We start from the raw sequence: 19289 nt of genomic DNA, 5'->3' as shown, positions 1-19289 counted from the left end.
GGCCGGGGCGTTCGCCTAAAAGCCCCGCCCATGACTGACCGCCTCAAGATCGCCCTCGCGCAATTCTCGCAGAATGTCGGCGACCTGCGCGGCAACGCCGACGCCATGCTTGTTGCGCGCAGCAAGCATATGGGCGCCGACCTGATCGCCTTCCCCGAACTTCAGCTCATCGGCTACCCGACCGAGGATCTGGTGCTGAAGCCGGCGCTGCATGCCGAGGCGGAGGCTGAGCTGCAGCGGATGGCGAAGGTCACCGCCGACGGTGGTCCCGGCATGCTGGTCGGCACCACGCATGTCCGCGACCGGCTGCTCTACAACGCCGTCGCCGTGCTCGACGGCGGCGAAGTGATCGCGACCGTGCTGAAGCACGAGCTGCCCAATTACGGCGTGTTCGACGAGAAGCGGGTGTTCGCGTCGGGGCCGCTGCCTGGCCCGGTCAACTTCCGCGGCGTGCGGATCGGCATTCCGATCTGCGAGGACATGTGGCTGTCGCCGGTGTGCGAGTGCCTCGCCGAAACCGGCGCCGAAATCCTGATCTCGCCCAACGCTTCGCCTTACGAACTCGGCAAGGACGACCGCCGCCTGTCGGCGGGTGTCGGGCGCGTCACCGAAACCGGCCTGCCGCTGGTCATGCTCAACCGCGTCGGCGGGCAGGACGAGGTGGTGTTCGACGGCACCTCCTATGTGATGAACCCCGACCGCAGCCTCGCGGTGGGTTTCCGCGAATGGGACGAGCAGATCATCGTCACCGACTGGACGCGCACCGCCGACGGCTGGCGCTGTGCACCCGGCGAGGTCGCGACGCATGACGACGACCTGACCTCGATCTACCACGCGATGATTGTCGGTCTGCGCGACTACGTCACCCGCAACCGCTTCCCCGGCGTGGTGCTCGGCCTGTCGGGTGGCATCGATTCGGCGCTGTCGGCGGCGGTGGCGGTCGACGCGCTCGGCGCCGACAAGGTGTGGTGCGTGATGATGCCGTCGCGCTTCACCAGCCAGGAAAGCCTCGACGATGCCGCCGAATGCGCGCGGCTGCTCGGCGTGCGGCTCGACAGCGTGCCGATCGGCGCGGCGATGGACGCGTTCGATGGCATGCTCAGCCCCCTGTTCGAGGGGCGCGGCCGTGACATCGCCGAGGAGAATATCCAGTCGCGCATTCGCGGCGTCACGCTGATGGCGCTCAGCAACAAGTTCGGCCCGATGCTGCTGACCACCGGCAACAAGAGCGAGATGTCGGTCGGCTATGCGACGATCTACGGCGACATGGCCGGCGGCTATTCGGTGCTGAAGGACGTCTACAAGACGACGGTGTTCGAGCTGTCGCGCTGGCGCAACGCCAACCTGCCGCGCCTCGGCGTCGGCGCCACCGGCCTCGTGATGCCCGAACGCGTCATCACCAAGCCGCCGAGCGCCGAGCTGCGCGACAACCAGAAGGACCAGGATTCGCTGCCGCCCTACGACGATCTCGACGCCATCCTGCTCGATCTCGTCGAGCATGAGCGATCGGTCGAGGATGTCGTCGCCAAGGGCTTCGACCGCGAGACGGTAGTGAAGATCGAGCGGCTGCTGCACGTCGCCGAATACAAGCGCCGGCAGGCGCCGCCGGGGGTGAAGATCGGCCGCCGTAGCTTCGGCCGCGACCGCCGCTATCCGATCACCCACGCTTTCCGGACGGTGCGATGACCGCCGTCACCCGGTTCGCGCCATCCCCCACCGGGCGGCTGCATGTCGGCAATATCTTCACCGCGGTCCATAATTTTCTGACGGCGAAGAAGGCGGGCGGGCGCTTCCTGCTTCGCCTCGACGACACCGACCGTGCGCGATCGACCGAGGCGTTCGCGCAGGCGATCCGCGACGACATCGCCTGGCTCGGCCTGACGCCCGACGCCGAGGTGAAGCAGTCCGACCGCTTCGCCGCCTATGACGCGGCGCTGGCGAAGCTGCACGCCGCCGGGCGCGCCTATCCCTGCTATGAGAGTCCCGAAGAGCTCGACATCAAGCGCAAGGTGCAGCTCTCGCGCGGGCTGCCGCCGGTGTATGACCGTGCCGCGCTGAAGCTGACCGATACCGAGCGGGCGCGGCTTGAAGGCGAGGGGATTCGTCCGCACTGGCGGTTCAAGCTCGATCACGACGGCCATGTCGAATGGGACGATCTAATCCGCGGCCACAGCCATATCGACCCGGCCTCGCTGTCCGATCCCGTGGTGCGCCGCGCCGATGGCGGCTATCTCTACATGCTGCCTTCGGTGGTCGACGACATCGACCTCGGCATCACCCATGTGGTGCGCGGCGAGGACCATGTCGCCAATTCGGGCATCCAGTTGCAGATGTTCGCCGCGCTCGGTGCGACGCCGCCGAAGCTGGCGCATTTCGGGCTGCTGACCTCGGTCGACGGTGAGCTGTCGAAGCGGCTGGGCTCGGCGGGCATGGATGCGCTGCGCGAGGCGGGCATCGAGCCGATCGCCGTCGTCGCGATGCTGGCGCGGCTCGGCACCGCCGATGCGGTCGAGCCGGTGGCGAGCCTCGACTCGCTGATTGCCGGGCATGATCTGTCGCGATTGGGGAACACGCATCCGCGCTTCGATCCGGCGGAGCTGCAGCATCTTAACGCGCGCATCGTCCACCAGCTGCCGTTCGAGGCGGTGCGCGACCGGTTGCCGGGGGGCATGGACACGGCGGCCTGGGAGGTGATCCGCGCCAATCTGACCACGGTGGGCGAGGCGGCCGACTGGTGGCAGGTGGTCGAAGGCCCGGTCACCGCCGAGGTCGCGCCCGAGGACGCCGCCTATCTCGCCGAGGCGCGCGCCACGATCGCCGAGCTGCCGTGGGGCGCCGACATCTGGCAGGCGCTCGTCGAGCGGCTGAAGGCCTCGACCGGGCGCAAGGGCAAGCCGCTGTTCCTGCCGCTGCGCCGCGCGCTGACCGGGCGCGACCATGGGCCGGAAATGGCTGCGCTGCTGTCGCTGATCGGCCGTGCCCGCGCGTTGGAACGCCTCACCTTCTGATCGCCGCGCGGTTGACGTTCGCGTCATCTATAAATTCGCGTTTGCGATGTTATAACATCGTTGCCGCGCCGCTTTGCGGGCGAAACCGGCCGACGAACGGCGCATGGAAGCAACGACCTGAGGGAGGGTCACCATGCCTATTGTCGCCAACGGTTATACCGGCGCCCGATCGGGAACCGGCCTGCTCATCACCGTCGCCATCCATGCCGCGCTCGGCGCCGCCCTGCTGTCGCTGGGCGTCGTCAGCATTCCCAATGTCACGCGAACCGAGCCGATCAAGATCAGGAACATTCCGGTGACGCCCCCTGAGAAGGTGACGCCGCCGGTGATGCCGGATCAGGTGGACCTCGTGTTCGCGCCGCCCGTCGTCAACATCGCGCCGGACCTGCCGCCGGCGCCGTCGACCGGACTGACCAGCGTCGATGTGCCGCCCAACCTGCCGCCGGTGGCCGTCGGGCCGCTGGTCGATCCTGCGCCGCCCGCGCCGGTGATGGTGCTCGCCCGCCTCGACTCGCGCTTCGCCGCGCGCTTCCAGCCGCCCTATCCGGCCTCGTCGGAGCGGGCCGAGGAGGAGGGCGTGGTGATGGTCCGCGTCCGCATCGGCACCGACGGCCGGGTGCTCGCCGCCGAGCTTAAGGCGTCGAGCGGCCATGCCCGGCTCGACGAGGCGGCGGTCGCACATGCCAGGCGCGCCTGGCGCTTCACCCCGGCGACGCGCGACGGCGTGCCGGTCGAAAGCTGGCGCGAGGTGCCCGTCCGCTTCGAGCTGGTGAACGGATAGGTGGCAGGGCGCGCGGCGAGCGCTTATGTAGTCCCCGGATTTTCACGGAGTTCTGCATGGCCTCGCTGCGCGCCCGGCTCGCCGGCATCGAACGGCACAAATTGTTTTTCGGGATCGGGTCGCTGCTGGTGACGACGATCGTCGTCGTCGGCTTCATGGTCGAGAACCGCTGGGGCTATATGAAGCCCGATCCGAAGCTCATCTACATGAGCAATTGGAAGGAAGGCCGCACCCGCGAAGAGGTGAAGGCCGCGCAGGCCGAGGACGTCGCCGAACGCACCCGCGCCTACTGGGCTCAGCAGGCCGAATTCGCGAAGATGGAAGCCGAGGCCAAGGCCGCTGAAAAGGCGAAGGCGGGCAAGTGAGCGACGACGAGCGCTGGATCGACGCCGCGCTCGCGCTCGCCGGCCGGGGGCTTGGCCGCACCTCTCCCAATCCCCCCGTCGGCTGCCTGATCGTCAAGGACGGCCGCGTCGTCGGTCGCGGTTGGACCCAGCCGGGCGGCCGCCCGCACGCCGAGGCGGCGGCGCTGGCGCAGGCTGCTGCGGATGCACGCGGCGCCACCGCCTATGTCACGCTCGAACCCTGCGCCCATGTCAGCGCGCGGGGCGCGGCCTGTGCCGATCTGTTGGTTGAGGCAGGCCTCGCTCGCGTGGTCGTGGCGATGGTCGACCCCGACCTGCGCACGGCGGGGAAGGGGATCGAGCGGCTGCGCGCGACCGGCGTCGAGGTGGTTGTCGGCATCGCCGAGGCCCGCGCGAAGGCTGCCATCGCCGGCTTCCTGATGCGGCAGGCCGAAGGGCGGCCGTTCGTCACCCTGAAGCTGGCGCTGTCGATCGATGGCCGCATCGCCATGGCGGATGGCAGCAGCCGCTGGATTACCGGGGACGCGGCGCGGGCGCATGCGCATTTGCTGCGGGCGCGCAGCGACCTCATCGTCGTCGGGCGCGGCACGCTGGAGGCTGACGATCCCGCGCTCGACGTGCGGCTGCCCGGCCTCGAAGACCGTGCACCCCGCGCGGCGGTGATGAGCCGTTCGCTCGCCGCGATCCCGGCGCATCTCCGGCTGGCGGCGCGCGATCCGCTGCTGATCGATTCGCCCGCCGCGATCGACGGACTCGAGGCGATCAACGATGTGCTGGTCGAAGGCGGTGCCGGTGTCGCCGCCGCCTTCCTGGCCGCCGACCGGGTCGACCGGCTCGTCATCTACCGCGCACCGATCGTCATCGGCGCGGGGCAGGCCGGCATCGGCGACATCGGCCTCACCGACCTGGCGGCCGCGCACGGCCGCTGGCGGCCGATCGAGAGTCGTACGCTTGGCAACGACCGGCTCGAAGTCTACGAGCGCACGCGATAGCGGGATTGCGAGATCATGTTCACGGGGATCATCACCGACGTCGGGACCATCGAGTCCGTCGAGCCGCGCGGCGACCTGCGCGCGCGGATTGCCACCGTCTATGACACAGCGGGCGTCGCCATCGGCGCGTCGATCGCCTGTTCGGGCGCCTGTCTGACGGTGGTCGACAAGGGGCCGGGCTGGTTCGCGGTCGATATCTCGGGCGAGACGCAGACGAAGACTGCGAGCGGCATGTGGGCCGCCGGGCGCCGCCTCAACCTCGAACGCGCGCTGAAGGTCGGCGACGAGCTCGGCGGGCATATCGTGACCGGCCATGTCGATGCCGTCGCGCGCGTTGCCGAACTGCGCGCCGAGGGCGATTCGACCCGCATCAGCTTCGAGGCGCCGGCATCGGTCGCGCCCTACATCGCCCCCAAAGGCTCGATCTGCCTCGATGGCGTGTCGCTCACCGTCAACGAGGTGGCTGATACTTCGGAGGGTGGCGTGCGCTTCGGCGTCAATGTCATACCGCATACCGCGCAGGCGACGACGTTCGGGGCGCTGGCGCCGGGGCAGGAAATCAATCTCGAGATCGACGTGCTGGCCCGCTACCTCGGGCGCATGCGGCAAGTGGTGGAAGGCAAGTCATGAAGCGTCATTTCCTGGCCTCGGTCGAGGAGATCATCGACGAGGCGAAGAACGGTCGCATGTTCATCCTCGTCGACGATGAGGACCGCGAGAATGAGGGCGACCTCGTCATTCCCGCGCAGATGGCGACGCCCGATGCCGTCAACTTCATGGCGAAGCACGGCCGCGGCCTGATCTGCCTGTCGATGTCGAAGGCGCGCGTCGATCAGCTCGGGCTGCCGATGATGAGCCGGATGAACGGCACGCGGCACGAAACCGCCTTCACCGTCTCGATCGAGGCGAAGGAAGGCGTCACCACCGGCATCTCCGCCGCCGACCGCGCCCGCACCATCGCCGTCGCGATCGATTCGGCGAAGGGGCCGGAGCAGATCGTGACGCCGGGCCATGTGTTTCCGCTGGTCGCCCGCGATGGCGGCGTGCTGGTCCGCGCCGGCCATACCGAGGCGGCGGTCGATGTGGCGCGCCTCGCCGGCCTCAACCCGTCGGGCGTGATCTGTGAGATCATGAACGAGGACGGCACGATGGCGCGCATGGACGACCTCATGTCGTTCGCGCAGCTGCACGGGCTGAAGATCGGCACGATCCGTGACCTGATCGCCTATCGTCGCCGCTACGATCACCTCGTCCAGCAGGTCAACGAGACCAGGATCAACTCGGCGCATGGCGGCGAGTGGACGGTGAAAACCTATATCAATCGCGCCGAATATGCCGAGCATCTGGTGCTCCAGAAGGGCAAGGTCGAGGCCGGCAAGCCGACGCTCGTCCGCATGCACGGCCTGTCGATCTTCAGCGACATGCTCGGCGAGGGCGGGCGTGCCGGCCAGTTGCAGAAGTCGATGGAGATCATCGGCCAGGAAGGTGCCGGCGTCATCGTCATCATCCGCGACAACCAGCCCGACCGCCTGACCAGGATGATCGCGCAGCGCGCCGAAGGGGCGCCCGGCGACGGCATGGAGCAGCGCGACTACGGCATCGGCGCGCAGATCCTCGTCGACCTCGGCGTCCACGAAATGGTGCTGCTGACCAATTCGCACCGCAATTTCGTCGGCCTCGACGGCTATGGCCTCGAAGTCGTCGGCGAGCGGCCGATCGTGGTGGAGGGCTGATCGCATGGGGCATCTGCTGATCGTCGAGGCGCGCTTCTACGACGAGTTCGCCGACGAACTGCTGAAGGGCGCCACCGGCGTGCTGAAGGCCGCCGGCCACAGTTGGGACGTCGTCACCGTGCCCGGCGCGCTGGAAGTTCCCGGCGCCATCTCGCTCGCCGTCGATACCGGCCGCTACGACGGCTATGTCGCGCTCGGCACGATCATCCGCGGCGAGACCTACCATTTCGAGGTAGTCTCCAACGAAAGCGCGCGCGGGATCATGGCGCTGACGCTCGACGGCGCCGCCATCGGAAACGGCATCCTCACCTGCGAGAATGACGACCAGGCCTGGGCGCGCGCCAAGGTGTCGGAGAAGGACAAGGGCGGCGATGCCGCCAAGGCCGCGCTGGCGATGATGACGCTGCGCGAGAAGTTCGCCAGCTAGAGGGAGGCCGTCATGGCGCTCGATCCGGTCATTGCGGCGTTCCTCGAAGCGTCGAAGGACCAGCCGCGCGTCGAAACGCTTCCCGTCGAGCAGGCGCGCGCCGGCATGGCGGCGATGACCGAGCAGCTGAAGGCGCTCGGGCCGCAGGTCGCCGATACTTCCGAACGAGAGATCGATGGCCCGGCCGGGCCGCTGCGGGTGCGCATTTACCGCCCGGCGGGCGATGAACCGCTGCCGGTGATCGTCTTCTTCCACGGCGGCGGCTGGGTGCTGTGCAGCCTTGATACGCATGACAATGTCTGCCGCGGCCTGAGCGCCGGGACGAACGCCATCGTCGTCTCGGTCGATTATCGGCTGGCGCCGGAGAACCGCTATCCGGCCGCGATCGACGATTGCTTCGCGGCGACGCAATGGGCAGCGGCGAATGCCGCCTCGATCGGCGGCGATCCCGCAAAGATTGCGGCGGCCGGCGACAGCGCCGGCGGCAATCTCGCCGCAGCGGTGGCGCTTCGCGCCCGCGACAGCGGCGGCCCGGCGCTGGTCGGGCAATTGCTGGTCTATCCAGTGACCGACTATCCGTCGGACGCGATGCCCTCATACGCCGAGAACGGCGAGGGCTACGGCCTGACGCGACCGTCGATGGAGTTCTATTGGGAGCAATATCTCGGCGAGTCGCCCGCCGACGCGCCCTATGCCGCGCCGCTGCGCGCCAGCGACCTGTCAGGCCTGCCGCCAGCCTTCGTCATCACTGCCGAATATGACGTGCTGCGCGACGAGGGCGAGGCCTATGCCGGCGCGTTGAAGGCAGCCGGCACCGATGTCGAGGTCACCCGCTATGCGGGCGTGAACCACGGCTTCTTCTCGATGGCCGGGCTGGTGACAGCCGCGACGCAGGCGACCGAAGACGCCTGCGCCTGGCTGAAAGCACGCTTCGCTTAGGCGGCTGCGCGCTTGCGGCGACGGAGCGCCGCGAGGCCGAGCAGGCCCAACGCCAGCATCGCCGGGGTCGCCGGCTCCGGCACTTCCGCGGTGGCGATATTGTCGAACTCGAACGAGTTGCCGCCCGAGCGGAAATCAATGCGGTTGAACGTGCCGCCAACAAAGAAGAAGCGGCGGTTGGTGTCCGGGCCGGTCCACGAGCCGTTGTGAACGCTCGACAGCTCGCTGCCGGTAATCGTGCCGATCAGCACGTTGTCCTGATAGAAATCGATGAAATTATAATCGTCGATCGAGCCGATATCGACGCTGATCGACTTCAGCATGTTGGTCGACATCAGCGACGCCGACGTGCCGCCGAACACCGAGGCGAAGCGGGTGGTGTTGCCGGGGATGTTGCCGGCATAGCCCGACACGCCGGTGTTGAAGAGGTTGCCGGTGGGGTTGCCGGGGTTCGACCACAGCGTGCGGTTGAAGCTGCTCCACGAATAGCCGGCGGCGAGCGGGCTGTCGAAATCCTCGACCACGGTCTCCCCTGCGGCCGGGCCGGGGTTGCTGGCGAGCGCTTCGCTGGTGAACAGCACGGTGGCGGCCTGCGCCGGCATCGCCACGGCGGCGGCGGTCAACAGCGCGGCAAGAATCTTCGCCTTCGACATTTTCGTCCCCTCTCGACCGCTGTTCGCGGCAATCTTTCGACACAAACAAGCAATGGTCGTGCCACCGGTTCCCAAGGGGGCGCCAAGCCGCTGCAAGCGAGGCAGAATCTGCAACGGCACCTTGTCGGCCGGCCGGGTGCGCCAACCGAAAACGTAAAGAATGCCGACTCCAAAACGGGCGTCGCAGGGGGTTACGCGGGCGGCTTCGCCTCGCTACATGCACCGCCATGGCTTCCCCCTCCAAGAAACCCCGTTCCGGCAATGCCCGCTCGGCCGCCCGCCTCGCTGCGGTGCAGGCCCTCTATCAGCGCGAGATGTCCGGCGCCGCCGTGCCGCTGCTGCTCAGCGAGTTCCACCAGCACCGCCTCGGCGCCGAGATCGAGGGCGATCAGTTCCGCGAGGCCGACGTCGATTTCTTCAACGATGTGGTGAAGGGCGTCGATGCGCGCCTCGCCGAGATCGACGCGATGCTCGGCGAGAACCTTGCCGAAGGCTGGACGCTCGACCGGCTCGACCGCCCGATGCGGCAGATCGTGCGCGCCGGCGCCTATGAACTGGTGGCGCGCGCCGATATCCCGACGGCGGCGATCATCAACGAATATGTCGACGTCGCGCATGCCTTCTACGAGGCGCGGGAGGCGAAGTTCGTGAACGGCTTGCTCGATTCCATCGCCAAGAAGGCCCGCGGCTGAGACGCGCGGCCTCTTGCACTTCGCGGACATTTCCGGCTCTAAGGCGGCGACCGCGCGTTCGAGGACTTGCATGAGCTGGCTCAAGACGATTTTCACCTGGTGGCACGGCCCGACGTTCGGGACGTGGCTGAACACGCGCCTTTCGGGCGTCGAGGTCGGCCGCGACGACCAGGGCAACGTCTACTACCGCTCGAAGAAGGGCGACCGCCGCTGGGTGGTGTTCTCGGGCGACGTCGAGGCGAGCCGTACGCCGCCGGAATGGCACATGTGGCTTCACCGTCAGTCGGCGACCCCGCCGAGCGAGACGCCGCTGCCGACCAAGACCTGGGAAAAGCCGTGGCTGCCCAACCCGACCGGTTCGCTCGAGGCGCATGCGCCGTCGGGCAGCCTCCACGCCAGCGGCGTGCGGGCGCGCGCCACCGGCGACTATGAAGCATGGCGGCCCGAATAATGCGCGCACTGTTCAAGGATAATATCGTCGAGGCGCTGATCGGCGCCCTGGTGTTGCTCGTCGCGGTCTGGTTCGTCACCTTCGCCTATGCCCGCACCGAGCGCGGCGGCGTCAGCGGCGGCTACACGATCAGCGCGCGTTTCCCCAACACCAGCGGCGTGTCGGTCGGCACCGATGTGCGCGTCTCGGGCCTCAAGGTCGGCACCGTGTCGGAGGAAACGCTCGACACGCAGACCTATCAGGCGGTGCTGAAGCTCACCATCGACCCGACCGTGAAGCTGCCGCTCGACACCAGCGCGGCGATCACCTCGGAAGGCATCCTCGGCGGCAACTACATCTCACTGGCGCCCGGCGGCGATCCCGAGATGCTGGCGGCCGGCGACGAGATCACCGAGACGCAGGGCGCGATCGACATGATGAGCCTGATCGGTTCGGTCATCAACCGCACCGGCGGCGCCGAATCGAGCGACGAGACGGCCGCCGAAGACGCCGAGCCGGCGCAGTGAAACGCCTTCTGCTCGGCGCCGCGGCGCTGATGCTGACGGCCCAGGCGCCCACGCCGGCGCCTGCCGATCCTGAGACGACACCGGCCCCGGCACCTGCCGCCGCCACCCGCCCGGCGACGCCCGCTGCGCCCAAGCCGATCGCGCAGCCGACGCCGATGCCGCAGCGCGTCGCCACCATCGCGGTCCTCAACAAGAACAACAGCCAGACGCGCAACTTCGCGGTGCGCCCCGGCGGCACCTTCACCTTCGAGCGGCTGACCGTTCGCGTGCGTGCCTGCGAAGCGACGCCGCCGTGGGACCGGCCGTGGAGCGGCGCCTTCGTGCAGGTTGACGACAAGCCGCCGCGCGCCGCGGCGAAGCGCGTGTTCTCAGGCTGGCTGTTCGCCGAAAGCCCATCGATCAACGGCTTCGATCACCCGGTCTACGACGTCTGGGTCAAGAGCTGCGCGATGAGCTTCCCCGAAACCGGCCCCGACACCATTGTCGCCGGCCGCCGCTCGTCGACGCCGCCGGCGAGCGAGTCGAGCGCGAAGAAGTCGCCTGCCACCGACAGCGCCGAGTCCAACGACGAGCGATAGGCGCCGCGCGGGATCTCGATCGCGCCAAAGCGTGCGAGGTGCGTGGTCAGGAACTGGGTGTCGAGCAGCTGGAAGCCGCCGACGCGCAGCCGCGCCACGAGATGCGCCAGCGCCACTTTCGACGCGTCGCGCACCCGCGTGAACATGCTCTCTCCGAAGAAGGCGGCGCCGAGCTTCACGCCGTAGAGGCCGCCCGCCAGCTCGCCATCCTGCCAGCATTCGATCGAATGAGCGAAGCCGAGGCGGTGGAGGCGGGTGTAGCCGTCGAGGATAGACGGATTGATCCAGCTTTCGCTGCGGTCGGGCGCCGGCTCGGCGCAGGCGCGCATGACGTCTTCGAACGCGCCGTCGGCGGTCAGCTCGAACCGCTCCTGCCGCAACAGCTTGGCGACCGAGCGGGGCAGGTGGAAGCTGTCGAGCGGCAGCACCCCGCGGCGGCGCGGATCGACCCAGAACAGCTCGTCGGCCTCGCGCCCGTCGGCCATCGGGAAGACGCCGGCGGCATAGGCCTTTAGCAGAAGTTCGGGATCGAGCGGCTGCATGTGCCGCAATCCTAGATGATCTCGTTCACCTTCTCCAACGGGCGGCAGAGTCGCGCCCCCTTGGAGGTGACGACGATCGGCCGCTCGATGAGGATCGGGTGCGCCGCCATGAAGTCGATCAGCTGGTCATCGGTCCATTTGGGATCGTCGAGACCAAGGTCGTCATAGGGCGTGCCGCGCTTGCGCAGGAAGTCGCGCGGTCGCGCCGCTAGCTTCGCCAGCAGCGCCTTGATGCCTGCGGCATCGAGCGGCGTCTTCAGATACTCGACCACCTGTGGATCGTGCCCGGCCTCGCGCAGCGCTTGCAGCGTGTTCCGCGAGGTGCCGCAGCTCGGATTATGATAGATCGTCGTCGTCATTCACCCACCCATAGCGGCGGCTTGTTGCGATACCATTCGAGTTCGCGCTCCAGTTCGAACGCGAGTTCGAGCAGCACGCGCTCGCCGCCCGGCTTGGTGGCAAACTGGATGCCGATCGGCAAGCCGTCGCGGCTCTGGCCCATCGGCAGCGCGATCGACGGTGCGCCGGCAACATTCTCGACCGGCGTGTAGGCGACGTAGCTGTTGAGGCGCTCCTGCTGCTGTTCGAACGGGTCGCTGGTCGACAGGAAGCCGATCGGCACCGGCGGCAGGGCGAGCACCGGGGTCATATAGATATCTATGGTTTCGAACTGGGCATTGTAGCTGCGCGCGACCTCGGTCAGCGTCGCGATGGCCTGCTGAACGCCTTGCTCGCCGGCCTTCCTCGCGACCTCGGCCATGCCGAAGGTCAGCGGTTCGAGATCGTCCGGCCCCGGCATGCGGCCCAGCGCCTTCGCCACTGCCTGAATGTCGCGCGCCGCGCCGGCGCCCCACAGCGTGGTGAAGGCGGTGGTGCTCTTGTTGGTATCGAACGGCAACGACTGGTCGGAAACGCGGTGGCCGAGCCGCTGCAGCAGCAGCGACGCGTTGGAGAAGACATTCTGCACGTCGCCATGCGGCAACGAGCCGTCGCCGCGCTTCAGGTTCAGGCCGATCTTCAGCCGCCGGCTCGACGCGCCTGTGACGACACCGACCGGCGCGAAGCGCGCGCCTTCGCCGGTCGCTTCGGTGGCGGCGAACCAGGCGGCGGTGTCGCGCACCGTTCGTGACACGCAGTTGGCGACGCTGACATTGGTCACCTGATCCGGGCCCGAACCGGCCATGCGGCCACGCGACGGCTTCAGCCCGACGAGGCCGTTGACCGAGGCGGGAATGCGGATCGAGCCGCCACCGTCCGTCGCGTGCGCCACCGGCACTACGCCCGCGGCGACTGCCGCCCCACTGCCGCCCGACGAGCCGCCGGCGCTGTGGCCGAGGTGCCAGGGGTTGCGCGTCGCGCCGGTCAGCAGCGGCTCGGTGGTGGCGGTGAGGCCGAACTCGGGCGTCGTCGAGCGACCGATCGAAATGGCGCCGCTGCGCTCCAGCGCCAACAGGTAGGGCGAGGTCTCGGTCGGGACGCGCTTGGCGAAGGCGCGCGAGCCCGAGGTGTAGGGCAGGCCGGCTTCGGGAGTGATATCCTTGATCAGCGTCGGCACACCGCCCAGCGGCCCGGTGACGCCCGCGGCGGCGGCTTTGCGTGCCTTGTCATAGTTCGGATAGGCGACCGCGTTGATCTGCGGATTGGCGCGCTCCAGCCGGGCAATCGCCGCCTCGACAAGTGCCGACGCCGTGGTCTTGCCGCTGCGCACCGCGTCGGCCATCGCGACCGCGTCGTTGGGCATCGAGCCGCTCGGGCGTATGCAGCCAGCGAGCGGGGCGGTGGCGGCGAGCAGCGCGCTCGCCTCCAGGAATCGGCGACGCGAAAACACGGTCATGCGGCTCTCCCCCAGGCTTGTTCTTATCTTGCGATACAGCCTAGCGGACGGCCGCGCGCCGTCACCTCCCCAATTCGGGAAAACTCAGGCGCCGGCCTTCGCCGCCAGCCAATTCTCCAGCCACTTGATCGAATAGTCGCCGTCAATGAACTCGGGGTCCTCGATCAGCCGCTGGTGCAGCGGGATCGTCGTCTTCGGCCCGTTGATCACATATTCCTCGAGCGCACGGTGCAGGCGTGCCAGGCACTCGTTGCGGGTCGATCCATAGACGATCAGCTTGGCGATCAGGCTGTCGTAATAGGGCGGGATCCGATAATTGTCGTAGAGCGCGCTATCGACGCGGACATGCAGCCCGCCCGGTGCATGATAGTCGGTCACCTGCCCCGGCGACGGCGCGAAGGTCACCGGGTCCTCGGCGTTGATCCGGCACTCGATGGCATGGCCCTCGAAGCGGATGTCGGCCTGGCTGACCGACAGCGGCAGACCGGCGGCGACGCGGATCTGTTCGCGCACAAGGTCGATGCCGGTGATCTGCTCGGTCACCGGATGCTCGACCTGCAGGCGGGTGTTCATCTCGATGAAGTAGAACTGCCCGTCCTCGTAGAGGAACTCGATCGTGCCGGCGCCCTGATAGCCGAGCTTGGCGATCGCCTGGCGGACGGTCTCGCCCATCTCCTCGCGCTGCTTGGTGTTGAGCGCGGGCGAGGGGGCTTCCTCGAGCACCTTCTGGTGGCGGCGCTGCAGCGAGCAGTCGCGTTCGCCCAGATGGACGGCGTTGCCGAAATTGTCGCCGAACACCTGGAATTCGATGTGGCGCGGGTTGCCGAGATACTTCTCGATATAGACGGTATCGTCACCGAAGGCGGCCTTCGCCTCCGACTTCGCCTGCGCCATCAGGCCGGCGAGGCTGGCGGCGTCGGGGATGACCTTCATGCCGCGGCCGCCGCCGCCGGAAGCCGCCTTGACCAGCACCGGGTAGCCGATCTCGTTAGCGACCTCGATCGCCTCCTCAACGCTGCCGACGGCGCCGTCGGAGCCGGGGACGAGCGGCAGGCCGATCTCGGCCGCCGTCTTCTTCGCCTGCACCTTGTCGCCCATCATGCGGATATGCTCGGGCGACGGGCCGATCCAGCCGATGCGGTGATCGCGCACGATCTCGGCGAACTTGGCGTTCTCCGACAGGAAGCCGTAGCCGGGGTGGATGGCGTCGGCGTGGGTGATCTCGGCCGCGGAGATGATGTTGGCGACGTTCAGATAGGAGTCAGTTGCCGACGGCGGCCCGATGCACACCGCCTCGTCGGCGAGGCGGACGTGCATCGCCTCGGCGTCGGCGGTCGAATGGACAGCGACCGTCTTGATGCCGAGTTCGCGGCAGGCGCGGTGGACGCGCAGCGCGATCTCGCCGCGGTTGGCGATCAGGATTTTTTCAAACACAGGGCGGCGCCTACTCGACGACGACGAGCGGGGTGTCGAACTCGACCGGCTGCTCGTTCTGGACGCAGATCTTGGTCACGGTGCCGGCCTTCGGCGCGGTAATCGGGTTCATCACCTTCATCGCCTCGATGATCAGCAGCGTGTCGCCGACCTTCACCTGCGCGCCTTCGCTGACGAAGGCGGGGGCGCCGGGCTCGGGCGTCAGATAGACGGTGCCGACCATCGGCGACTTGACCGTGCCGGGATTGCTCTTGAGATCGCTGACGGCGGGTGCAGCCGCGGGAGCCGCTGCCGGCAGCGCGACGGCGGCGGGGGCGGCGACGGGCGCCGGCGCGACCGGCATCGCCGGGGCCGCGGCCATCGTCACCTGCCGCGCGATGCGGATGCGGCGCTCGCCGTCCTGCACCTCGATCTCGGTGAGGCGGGTGTCGTCGAGCACGCTCGCGAGCTGACGGACCAGATCGGTATCGACCTGCATTGCCTGACCGTTTTGCGGTGTCTTGTCGGCCATGCGTGTCCTCGTTTGTTATCGTTGAAAGAGGGGCTTTGTCAGATGGCGGCGGCGGCGTCCAGCGCCAGCATATAGCCCTTGGCGCCGAAGCCGGCGATCGTGCCGCGCGCGACCGGACTGACGAAACTCTTGTGCCTGAACGCTTCGCGGGCGTGCGGGTTCGACAGATGAACCTCGATCACCGGCGTCACAATTCCCTTCACGGCGTCGTGCAGCGCCACCGAGGTGTGCGTGAAGCCGCCGGGATTGAGGATGACTGCCTTGCACCCGCGCGCCTGCGCCTCGTGCAGCCAGTCGATCAGATGGCCTTCATGGTTCGACTGGCGCAGATCGATGCGCAGGCCCAGCACGCGGGCATGGTCTTCCATCAGCTCGGCGATATCGTCGAGCGTGTCGGCGCCGTAGACCTCGGGCTCGCGGGTGCCGAGCAGGTTGAGGTTCGGCCCGTTGAGTACGAGTACGAGCGGGCGGTCGTCCTGGGCCATTCGTCGTCTCGCGGTTGTGGCGTCCTGTGCGGCGAACTTATATGGACGGCGGATGCGGGTGCCTAGCCCCGCGAGGTTTCAGGGGTAGCATGGCCGATCAGATTTCCGTCACCGTCAACGGCGAGCTGCGCCGGCTTCCCGTGCCCGCGACCGTCACGTCGCTGATCGAGGCGCTGGGTATCGATCCCACGAAGGTGGCGGTCGAGCGCAACCTCGCGATCGTGCCGAAATCGACCTATGCGCAGGTGGCGCTGACGGAGGGGGATGCGTTGGAAGTCGTGCATTTCGTCGGCGGCGGGCAAGGAGCGGATGGCGATAGCTGGACGGTGGCCGGCCGCATCTTCAACTCGCGGCTGATCGTCGGGACCGGCAAGTACAGGGACTTCGCGCAGAATGCCGCTGCGGTCGAGGCGAGCGGCGCCGAGATCGTCACGGTGGCGGTGCGCCGCGTGAACGTCTCCGACCGCAACGCGCCGATGCTCACCGACTTTATCGACCCGAAGAAGTACACCTATCTGCCCAACACCGCCGGCTGCTTCACCGCCGACGACGCGATCCGTACCCTTCGGCTGGCGCGCGAGGCGGGCGGCTGGAACCTCGTGAAGCTCGAGGTGCTGGGCGAGGCGAAGACGCTCTACCCGGACATGATCGAGACGGTGCGCGCGACCGAAGTGCTGGCGAAGGACGGTTTCGACGTCATGGTCTATTGCGTTGACGATCCCATCGGCGCGAAGCGGCTGGAGGATGCCGGCGCGGTGGCGATCATGCCCTTGGGCGCGCCGATCGGCTCTGGCCTCGGCATCCAGAACCAGGTGACGATCCGCCTGATCGTCGAGGGCGCGAAGGTGCCGGTGCTGGTCGACGCCGGCGTCGGCACCGCGTCGGACGCCGCGGTGGCGATGGAACTGGGCTGCGACGGCGTGCTGATGAACACCGCCATCGCCGAGGCGAAGGACCCGGTGATGATGGCACGCGCGATGAAGCTGGCGGTCGAAAGTGGCCGCCTCGCCTATCGCGCGGGCCGCATGGGCAAGCGCCGCTACGCCGATCCGTCGAGCCCGCTCGGCGGGTTGATCTAGGCATCGCGCTTGATCGACATGTCAGTAAGACGTATCTTACCGACATGAACGCGCCCTCGACCCGCCTGTCGGCCAAAGGCCAGGTCGTGATCCCGAAAGAGGTTCGCGACGCCAAGCACTGGTTGCCGGGTACCGCTTTTGAGGTCGTCGACCGGCCTGACGGTGTTCTGCTGCGGCCGCTGAAGCGCTACGGCACGCGACCGATCGATGAGGTGCTCGCCGAAATTCGCTCTATTGTGAACTACCAGGGTCCTCCGGGCGACGAAGAAAGCTGGCGGCACGCGATCGACGAGATGTTCAAGAACAAGGAATGAGGGCGGTCGATACCAACGTCCTGTTGCGGGCGATCGTGAACGATGATGCCGCGCAGGCCGCGCTTGCTCACGAGTTGCTGCGCGACGACTGCTTCGTGTCGACGAGCGTGTTGCTCGAAACCGCGTGGGTGCTGAAATCCTATTATGGCTTCGACCGCGCACAGCTGGCGGCGGCCTTGCTGGCTTTGCTCTCGGCCGAAACCGTGCATGTCGTCCATCCTGAGCGCGTCGGGCGGGCAATGGCCGGCTTTGCGGCGGGAGCGGATTTCGCTGATATGATCCATCTGGCCGAAGCCACCGACTTCGATGCGTTCGTGACCTTCGATCGCGCGCTCGCCAGTCTCGCTGACCCACCGGTGCCGGTGGAATTGCTCCGCTAGCGCGGCAGCACGCCGGCAAATGCTTTCAGGACATCGCCGTAAAGCTCACGCTTGAACGGCACGATCAGGTCGACGAGCTTGTCGGCCGGTGCCCATTGCCACGCCCGGAACTCCGGATGAGCCGTCTCGATCTTCACGTCGGCGTCGGTGCCGAGGAAGCGCATCGCGTACCATTTCTGGCGCTGGCCGCAGTATTTGCCCTTCCAGATCTTGCCGATCAGATCGTCGGGCAGGTCGTAGCAGAGCCAGCCGTCGGTTTCGGCGATGATCTCGGCAAGGTCACGGCGGACGCCGGTTTCCTCTTCCAGCTCGCGCAGCGCTGCTTCGCGCGGATCTTCGCCCTTGTCGATGCCGCCCTGCGGCATCTGCCAGGCCTCAAGCGTCGAATCGAGCCGCTGGCCGACGAAGACCTCGTCGCGGTCGTTGAGCAGCATCACCCCGACGCCGGCGCGATAGGGCAGGCCGGAAGGATGGTTCGAGGGCGTGGCGGGGGCGTCAGGCATGCGGCTCCCTAACAAACCCCCGGCAGCGGCGCTACTCCGCGGCTTGCGCTGCCTGCGCCATCGTCGCCTCGCCCTGCGCCTCGTTGACGATCTCGCGCAGGGTGGCGAGGCAGCCGGCGAGGTCGCCCTGGCCGCTCGGGATCGCCTGCCGCAGGGTCAGGCTGCCGTGGATCTGGCCCTTGGCCTCGCGATAGACGGTCGGCACGCCGTGCTCGACCAGCTTCGCCGCATAGGCACGGCCCTGATCGCGCAACGGGTCGAGCCCGCAGGTGTAGACCAGCGCCGGCGGCAGGCCGGTGAAGCGATCGGTGTGATAGGGCGACGCATGCGGGTGCAGCCCCTGATCGCCCTCGCCGAGATAATGGCCCATGAACCACATCATGCTGTTGTTGGTCAGCAGATAGCCGTCGGCGAATTCCTGCATCGACCCGACGTTGGCGCTCATGTCGACGCCCGGATAGATCAGCCACTGCGCGAGGATCGGGACGGGCAGGCTGTCGTGAAGCTGCTGCGCGCAGACCGCCGCGAGATTGCCGCCGGCGCTGTCGCCCGCCACCACCAGCCCGGTCACCGCATGGCCGATCACCGACGGCGAGCTTGCCACCCAGCGCGTCGCGGCGAGGCAATCCTCGGCCGCCGCCGGGAAGCGATGCTCGGGCGCGAGGCGATAATCGACGGCGATCACCGTCATGCCGAGGCCGCGCGCGATCTCGGCGCAGGCGCTGTCATGCGTGTCGAGGTCGCCGATCACCCAGCCGCCGCCATGGTAGAACACCAGCACCGGTGCCGGCGGGCCGCTGCGCGTCGCCGGGCAATAGAGGCGCGCCGGGATGGCATGGCCGTGGTCGCCGGGGATCGAGATGTCCTCGACATGCGCCAGCTCGCCGCGCGGCAGCTCGGCGATCTGGCCCATCGCCTGGAACATCATCCGCGCGGTCGGCGCGTCCAGCTCGTGCATCTGCGGGCCGGGCTGGCTGTTGAGGAAATCGAGGAAGGCTTTCACGTCGGGACGAACGAACGGCATGGCGGAGGCTCCCCTGTTCTGATTTCCACCGATCATAGGCCGGCGGGCGGGGGCGTCA

24 protein-coding genes and 1 pseudogene are annotated in these 19289 nt (G+C 67.9%); 16 read left to right on the top strand and 9 right to left on the bottom strand.

Annotated elements, in window-relative coordinates; genetic code table 11:
* Window positions 1-30 precede the first annotated feature (30 nt).
* From ACFOMD_RS04605 to ACFOMD_RS04565, 9 genes are all read left to right on the top strand, one after another.
* The gene (locus tag ACFOMD_RS04605) at window positions 31-1686 is read left to right on the top strand and encodes an NAD+ synthase (RefSeq protein WP_380857532.1); all 1656 of its coding nucleotides are present in this window, start codon (window positions 31-33) and stop codon (window positions 1684-1686) included.
* Window positions 1683-3008 carry a glutamate--tRNA ligase gene (locus tag ACFOMD_RS04600; RefSeq protein ID WP_380857529.1) on the top strand — a complete coding sequence of 442 codons (1326 nt, stop codon included), beginning with the start codon at window positions 1683-1685 and terminating at the stop codon, window positions 3006-3008. The genes ACFOMD_RS04605 and ACFOMD_RS04600 overlap by 4 nt, the downstream gene beginning before the upstream one ends.
* A 133-nt stretch (window positions 3009-3141) precedes the next feature.
* On the top strand, window positions 3142-3789 hold the full coding sequence (locus tag ACFOMD_RS04595) for an energy transducer TonB (RefSeq protein ID WP_380857526.1): 648 nt from the start codon (window positions 3142-3144) through the stop codon (window positions 3787-3789).
* A gap of 56 nt (window positions 3790-3845) precedes the next feature.
* Window positions 3846-4154, top strand: coding sequence for a hypothetical protein (locus tag ACFOMD_RS04590; RefSeq protein WP_380857523.1), 309 nt, complete (start codon window positions 3846-3848; stop codon window positions 4152-4154).
* Window positions 4151-5146, top strand: a complete 996-nt coding sequence (gene ribD, locus ACFOMD_RS04585) for a bifunctional diaminohydroxyphosphoribosylaminopyrimidine deaminase/5-amino-6-(5-phosphoribosylamino)uracil reductase RibD (protein WP_380857520.1) — start codon at window positions 4151-4153, stop codon at window positions 5144-5146. Before ACFOMD_RS04590 ends, ribD begins: the two co-directional genes overlap by 4 nt.
* 15 nt (window positions 5147-5161) lie before the next feature.
* Window positions 5162-5776, top strand: coding sequence for a riboflavin synthase (locus tag ACFOMD_RS04580; RefSeq protein ID WP_380857517.1), 615 nt, complete (start codon window positions 5162-5164; stop codon window positions 5774-5776).
* The gene (ribB, locus tag ACFOMD_RS04575) at window positions 5773-6879 is read left to right on the top strand and encodes a 3,4-dihydroxy-2-butanone-4-phosphate synthase (protein ID WP_380857514.1); all 1107 of its coding nucleotides are present in this window, start codon (window positions 5773-5775) and stop codon (window positions 6877-6879) included. Before ACFOMD_RS04580 ends, ribB begins: the two co-directional genes overlap by 4 nt.
* Window positions 6880-6883: 4 nt before the next feature.
* Window positions 6884-7306 carry a 6,7-dimethyl-8-ribityllumazine synthase gene (gene ribH, locus ACFOMD_RS04570; protein ID WP_380857511.1) on the top strand — a complete coding sequence of 141 codons (423 nt, stop codon included), beginning with the start codon at window positions 6884-6886 and terminating at the stop codon, window positions 7304-7306.
* 12 nt (window positions 7307-7318) lie between these two features.
* Complete coding sequence (locus ACFOMD_RS04565; protein WP_380857508.1) at window positions 7319-8245, top strand: alpha/beta hydrolase; 927 nt, start codon at window positions 7319-7321, stop codon at window positions 8243-8245.
* Here ACFOMD_RS04565 and ACFOMD_RS04560 read toward each other — a convergent pair.
* The gene (locus tag ACFOMD_RS04560) at window positions 8242-8898 is read right to left on the bottom strand and encodes an Npun_F0296 family exosortase-dependent surface protein (RefSeq protein WP_380857506.1); all 657 of its coding nucleotides are present in this window, start codon (window positions 8896-8898) and stop codon (window positions 8242-8244) included. The genes ACFOMD_RS04565 and ACFOMD_RS04560 overlap by 4 nt on opposite strands.
* Window positions 8899-9125: 227 nt before the next feature.
* Here ACFOMD_RS04560 and nusB point away from each other — a divergent pair, with 227 nt between their 5' ends.
* The 4 genes and pseudogenes from nusB to ACFOMD_RS04540 form a co-directional block, all read left to right on the top strand.
* Window positions 9126-9590: a transcription antitermination factor NusB gene (gene nusB, locus ACFOMD_RS04555; RefSeq protein WP_380857504.1), complete on the top strand. Its 465-nt coding sequence runs from the start codon at window positions 9126-9128 to the stop codon at window positions 9588-9590.
* A gap of 70 nt (window positions 9591-9660) precedes the next feature.
* Window positions 9661-10041, top strand: coding sequence for an NADH:ubiquinone oxidoreductase subunit NDUFA12 (locus tag ACFOMD_RS04550; protein ID WP_380857502.1), 381 nt, complete (start codon window positions 9661-9663; stop codon window positions 10039-10041).
* On the top strand, window positions 10041-10547 hold the full coding sequence (gene mlaD, locus ACFOMD_RS04545; protein ID WP_380857499.1) for an outer membrane lipid asymmetry maintenance protein MlaD: 507 nt from the start codon (window positions 10041-10043) through the stop codon (window positions 10545-10547). Before ACFOMD_RS04550 ends, mlaD begins: the two co-directional genes overlap by 1 nt.
* 29 nt (window positions 10548-10576) lie before the next feature.
* Window positions 10577-10933, top strand: a pseudogene (locus tag ACFOMD_RS04540) (DUF2155 domain-containing protein); the annotation flags it as partial.
* Window positions 10934-10968: 35 nt separating this feature from the next.
* On the opposite strand, the gene aat reads toward ACFOMD_RS04540, so the two are convergent.
* The 6 genes from aat to aroQ all read right to left on the bottom strand — a co-directional run bounded on the left by aat (window position 10969) and on the right by aroQ (window position 15931).
* Window positions 10969-11667 carry a leucyl/phenylalanyl-tRNA--protein transferase gene (gene aat / locus ACFOMD_RS04535; RefSeq protein ID WP_380857496.1) on the bottom strand — a complete coding sequence of 233 codons (699 nt, stop codon included), beginning with the start codon at window positions 11665-11667 and terminating at the stop codon, window positions 10969-10971.
* A gap of 11 nt (window positions 11668-11678) precedes the next feature.
* Window positions 11679-12026 (bottom strand): arsenate reductase (glutaredoxin), encoded by a 348-nt coding sequence (gene arsC / locus ACFOMD_RS04530; RefSeq protein WP_380857493.1) that lies wholly within the window; start codon window positions 12024-12026, stop codon window positions 11679-11681.
* A complete protein-coding gene (locus ACFOMD_RS04525) occupies window positions 12023-13501 on the bottom strand; it encodes an amidase (protein ID WP_380857490.1) in 1479 nt (492 codons plus the stop codon). The genes arsC and ACFOMD_RS04525 overlap by 4 nt, the downstream gene beginning before the upstream one ends.
* Window positions 13502-13585: 84 nt before the next feature.
* Window positions 13586-14935 carry an acetyl-CoA carboxylase biotin carboxylase subunit gene (accC, locus tag ACFOMD_RS04520; RefSeq protein WP_380857487.1) on the bottom strand — a complete coding sequence of 450 codons (1350 nt, stop codon included), beginning with the start codon at window positions 14933-14935 and terminating at the stop codon, window positions 13586-13588.
* Window positions 14936-14945: 10 nt separating this feature from the next.
* On the bottom strand, window positions 14946-15446 hold the full coding sequence (gene accB / locus ACFOMD_RS04515) for an acetyl-CoA carboxylase biotin carboxyl carrier protein (protein ID WP_380857484.1): 501 nt from the start codon (window positions 15444-15446) through the stop codon (window positions 14946-14948).
* 38 nt (window positions 15447-15484) lie between these two features.
* Window positions 15485-15931: a type II 3-dehydroquinate dehydratase gene (gene aroQ / locus ACFOMD_RS04510; RefSeq protein ID WP_380857481.1), complete on the bottom strand. Its 447-nt coding sequence runs from the start codon at window positions 15929-15931 to the stop codon at window positions 15485-15487.
* An 89-nt stretch (window positions 15932-16020) separates the two neighbouring features.
* Here aroQ and thiS point away from each other — a divergent pair, with 89 nt between their 5' ends.
* The 3 genes from thiS to ACFOMD_RS04495 are packed head-to-tail and all read left to right on the top strand — an operon-like array spanning window position 16021 to window position 17704.
* The gene (gene thiS, locus ACFOMD_RS04505; RefSeq protein WP_380857478.1) at window positions 16021-17010 is read left to right on the top strand and encodes a sulfur carrier protein ThiS; all 990 of its coding nucleotides are present in this window, start codon (window positions 16021-16023) and stop codon (window positions 17008-17010) included.
* 44 nt (window positions 17011-17054) lie between these two features.
* On the top strand, window positions 17055-17324 hold the full coding sequence (locus ACFOMD_RS04500; protein WP_380857475.1) for an AbrB/MazE/SpoVT family DNA-binding domain-containing protein: 270 nt from the start codon (window positions 17055-17057) through the stop codon (window positions 17322-17324).
* Window positions 17321-17704: a PIN domain-containing protein gene (locus ACFOMD_RS04495; RefSeq protein WP_380857472.1), complete on the top strand. Its 384-nt coding sequence runs from the start codon at window positions 17321-17323 to the stop codon at window positions 17702-17704. The genes ACFOMD_RS04500 and ACFOMD_RS04495 overlap by 4 nt, the downstream gene beginning before the upstream one ends.
* Here ACFOMD_RS04495 and ACFOMD_RS04490 read toward each other — a convergent pair.
* Together ACFOMD_RS04490 and ACFOMD_RS04485 are read right to left on the bottom strand one after the other, a co-directional pair.
* Window positions 17701-18207 (bottom strand): RNA pyrophosphohydrolase, encoded by a 507-nt coding sequence (locus ACFOMD_RS04490; protein ID WP_380857469.1) that lies wholly within the window; start codon window positions 18205-18207, stop codon window positions 17701-17703. The genes ACFOMD_RS04495 and ACFOMD_RS04490 overlap by 4 nt on opposite strands.
* A 31-nt stretch (window positions 18208-18238) precedes the next feature.
* Entirely contained in the window at window positions 18239-19231 is a 993-nt protein-coding gene (locus ACFOMD_RS04485) for an alpha/beta hydrolase (RefSeq protein ID WP_380857466.1), read from the bottom strand.
* Between the last annotated feature and the right edge of the window lie 58 nt (window positions 19232-19289).

The sequence above is a fragment of the Sphingoaurantiacus capsulatus genome (assembly GCF_042648405.1).
Lineage (GTDB): Bacteria > Pseudomonadota > Alphaproteobacteria > Sphingomonadales > Sphingomonadaceae > Sphingoaurantiacus > Sphingoaurantiacus capsulatus.
The sequence above is the reverse complement of the archived record's forward strand: the minus strand, read 5'-3'. Positions and strand labels throughout refer to the sequence as shown.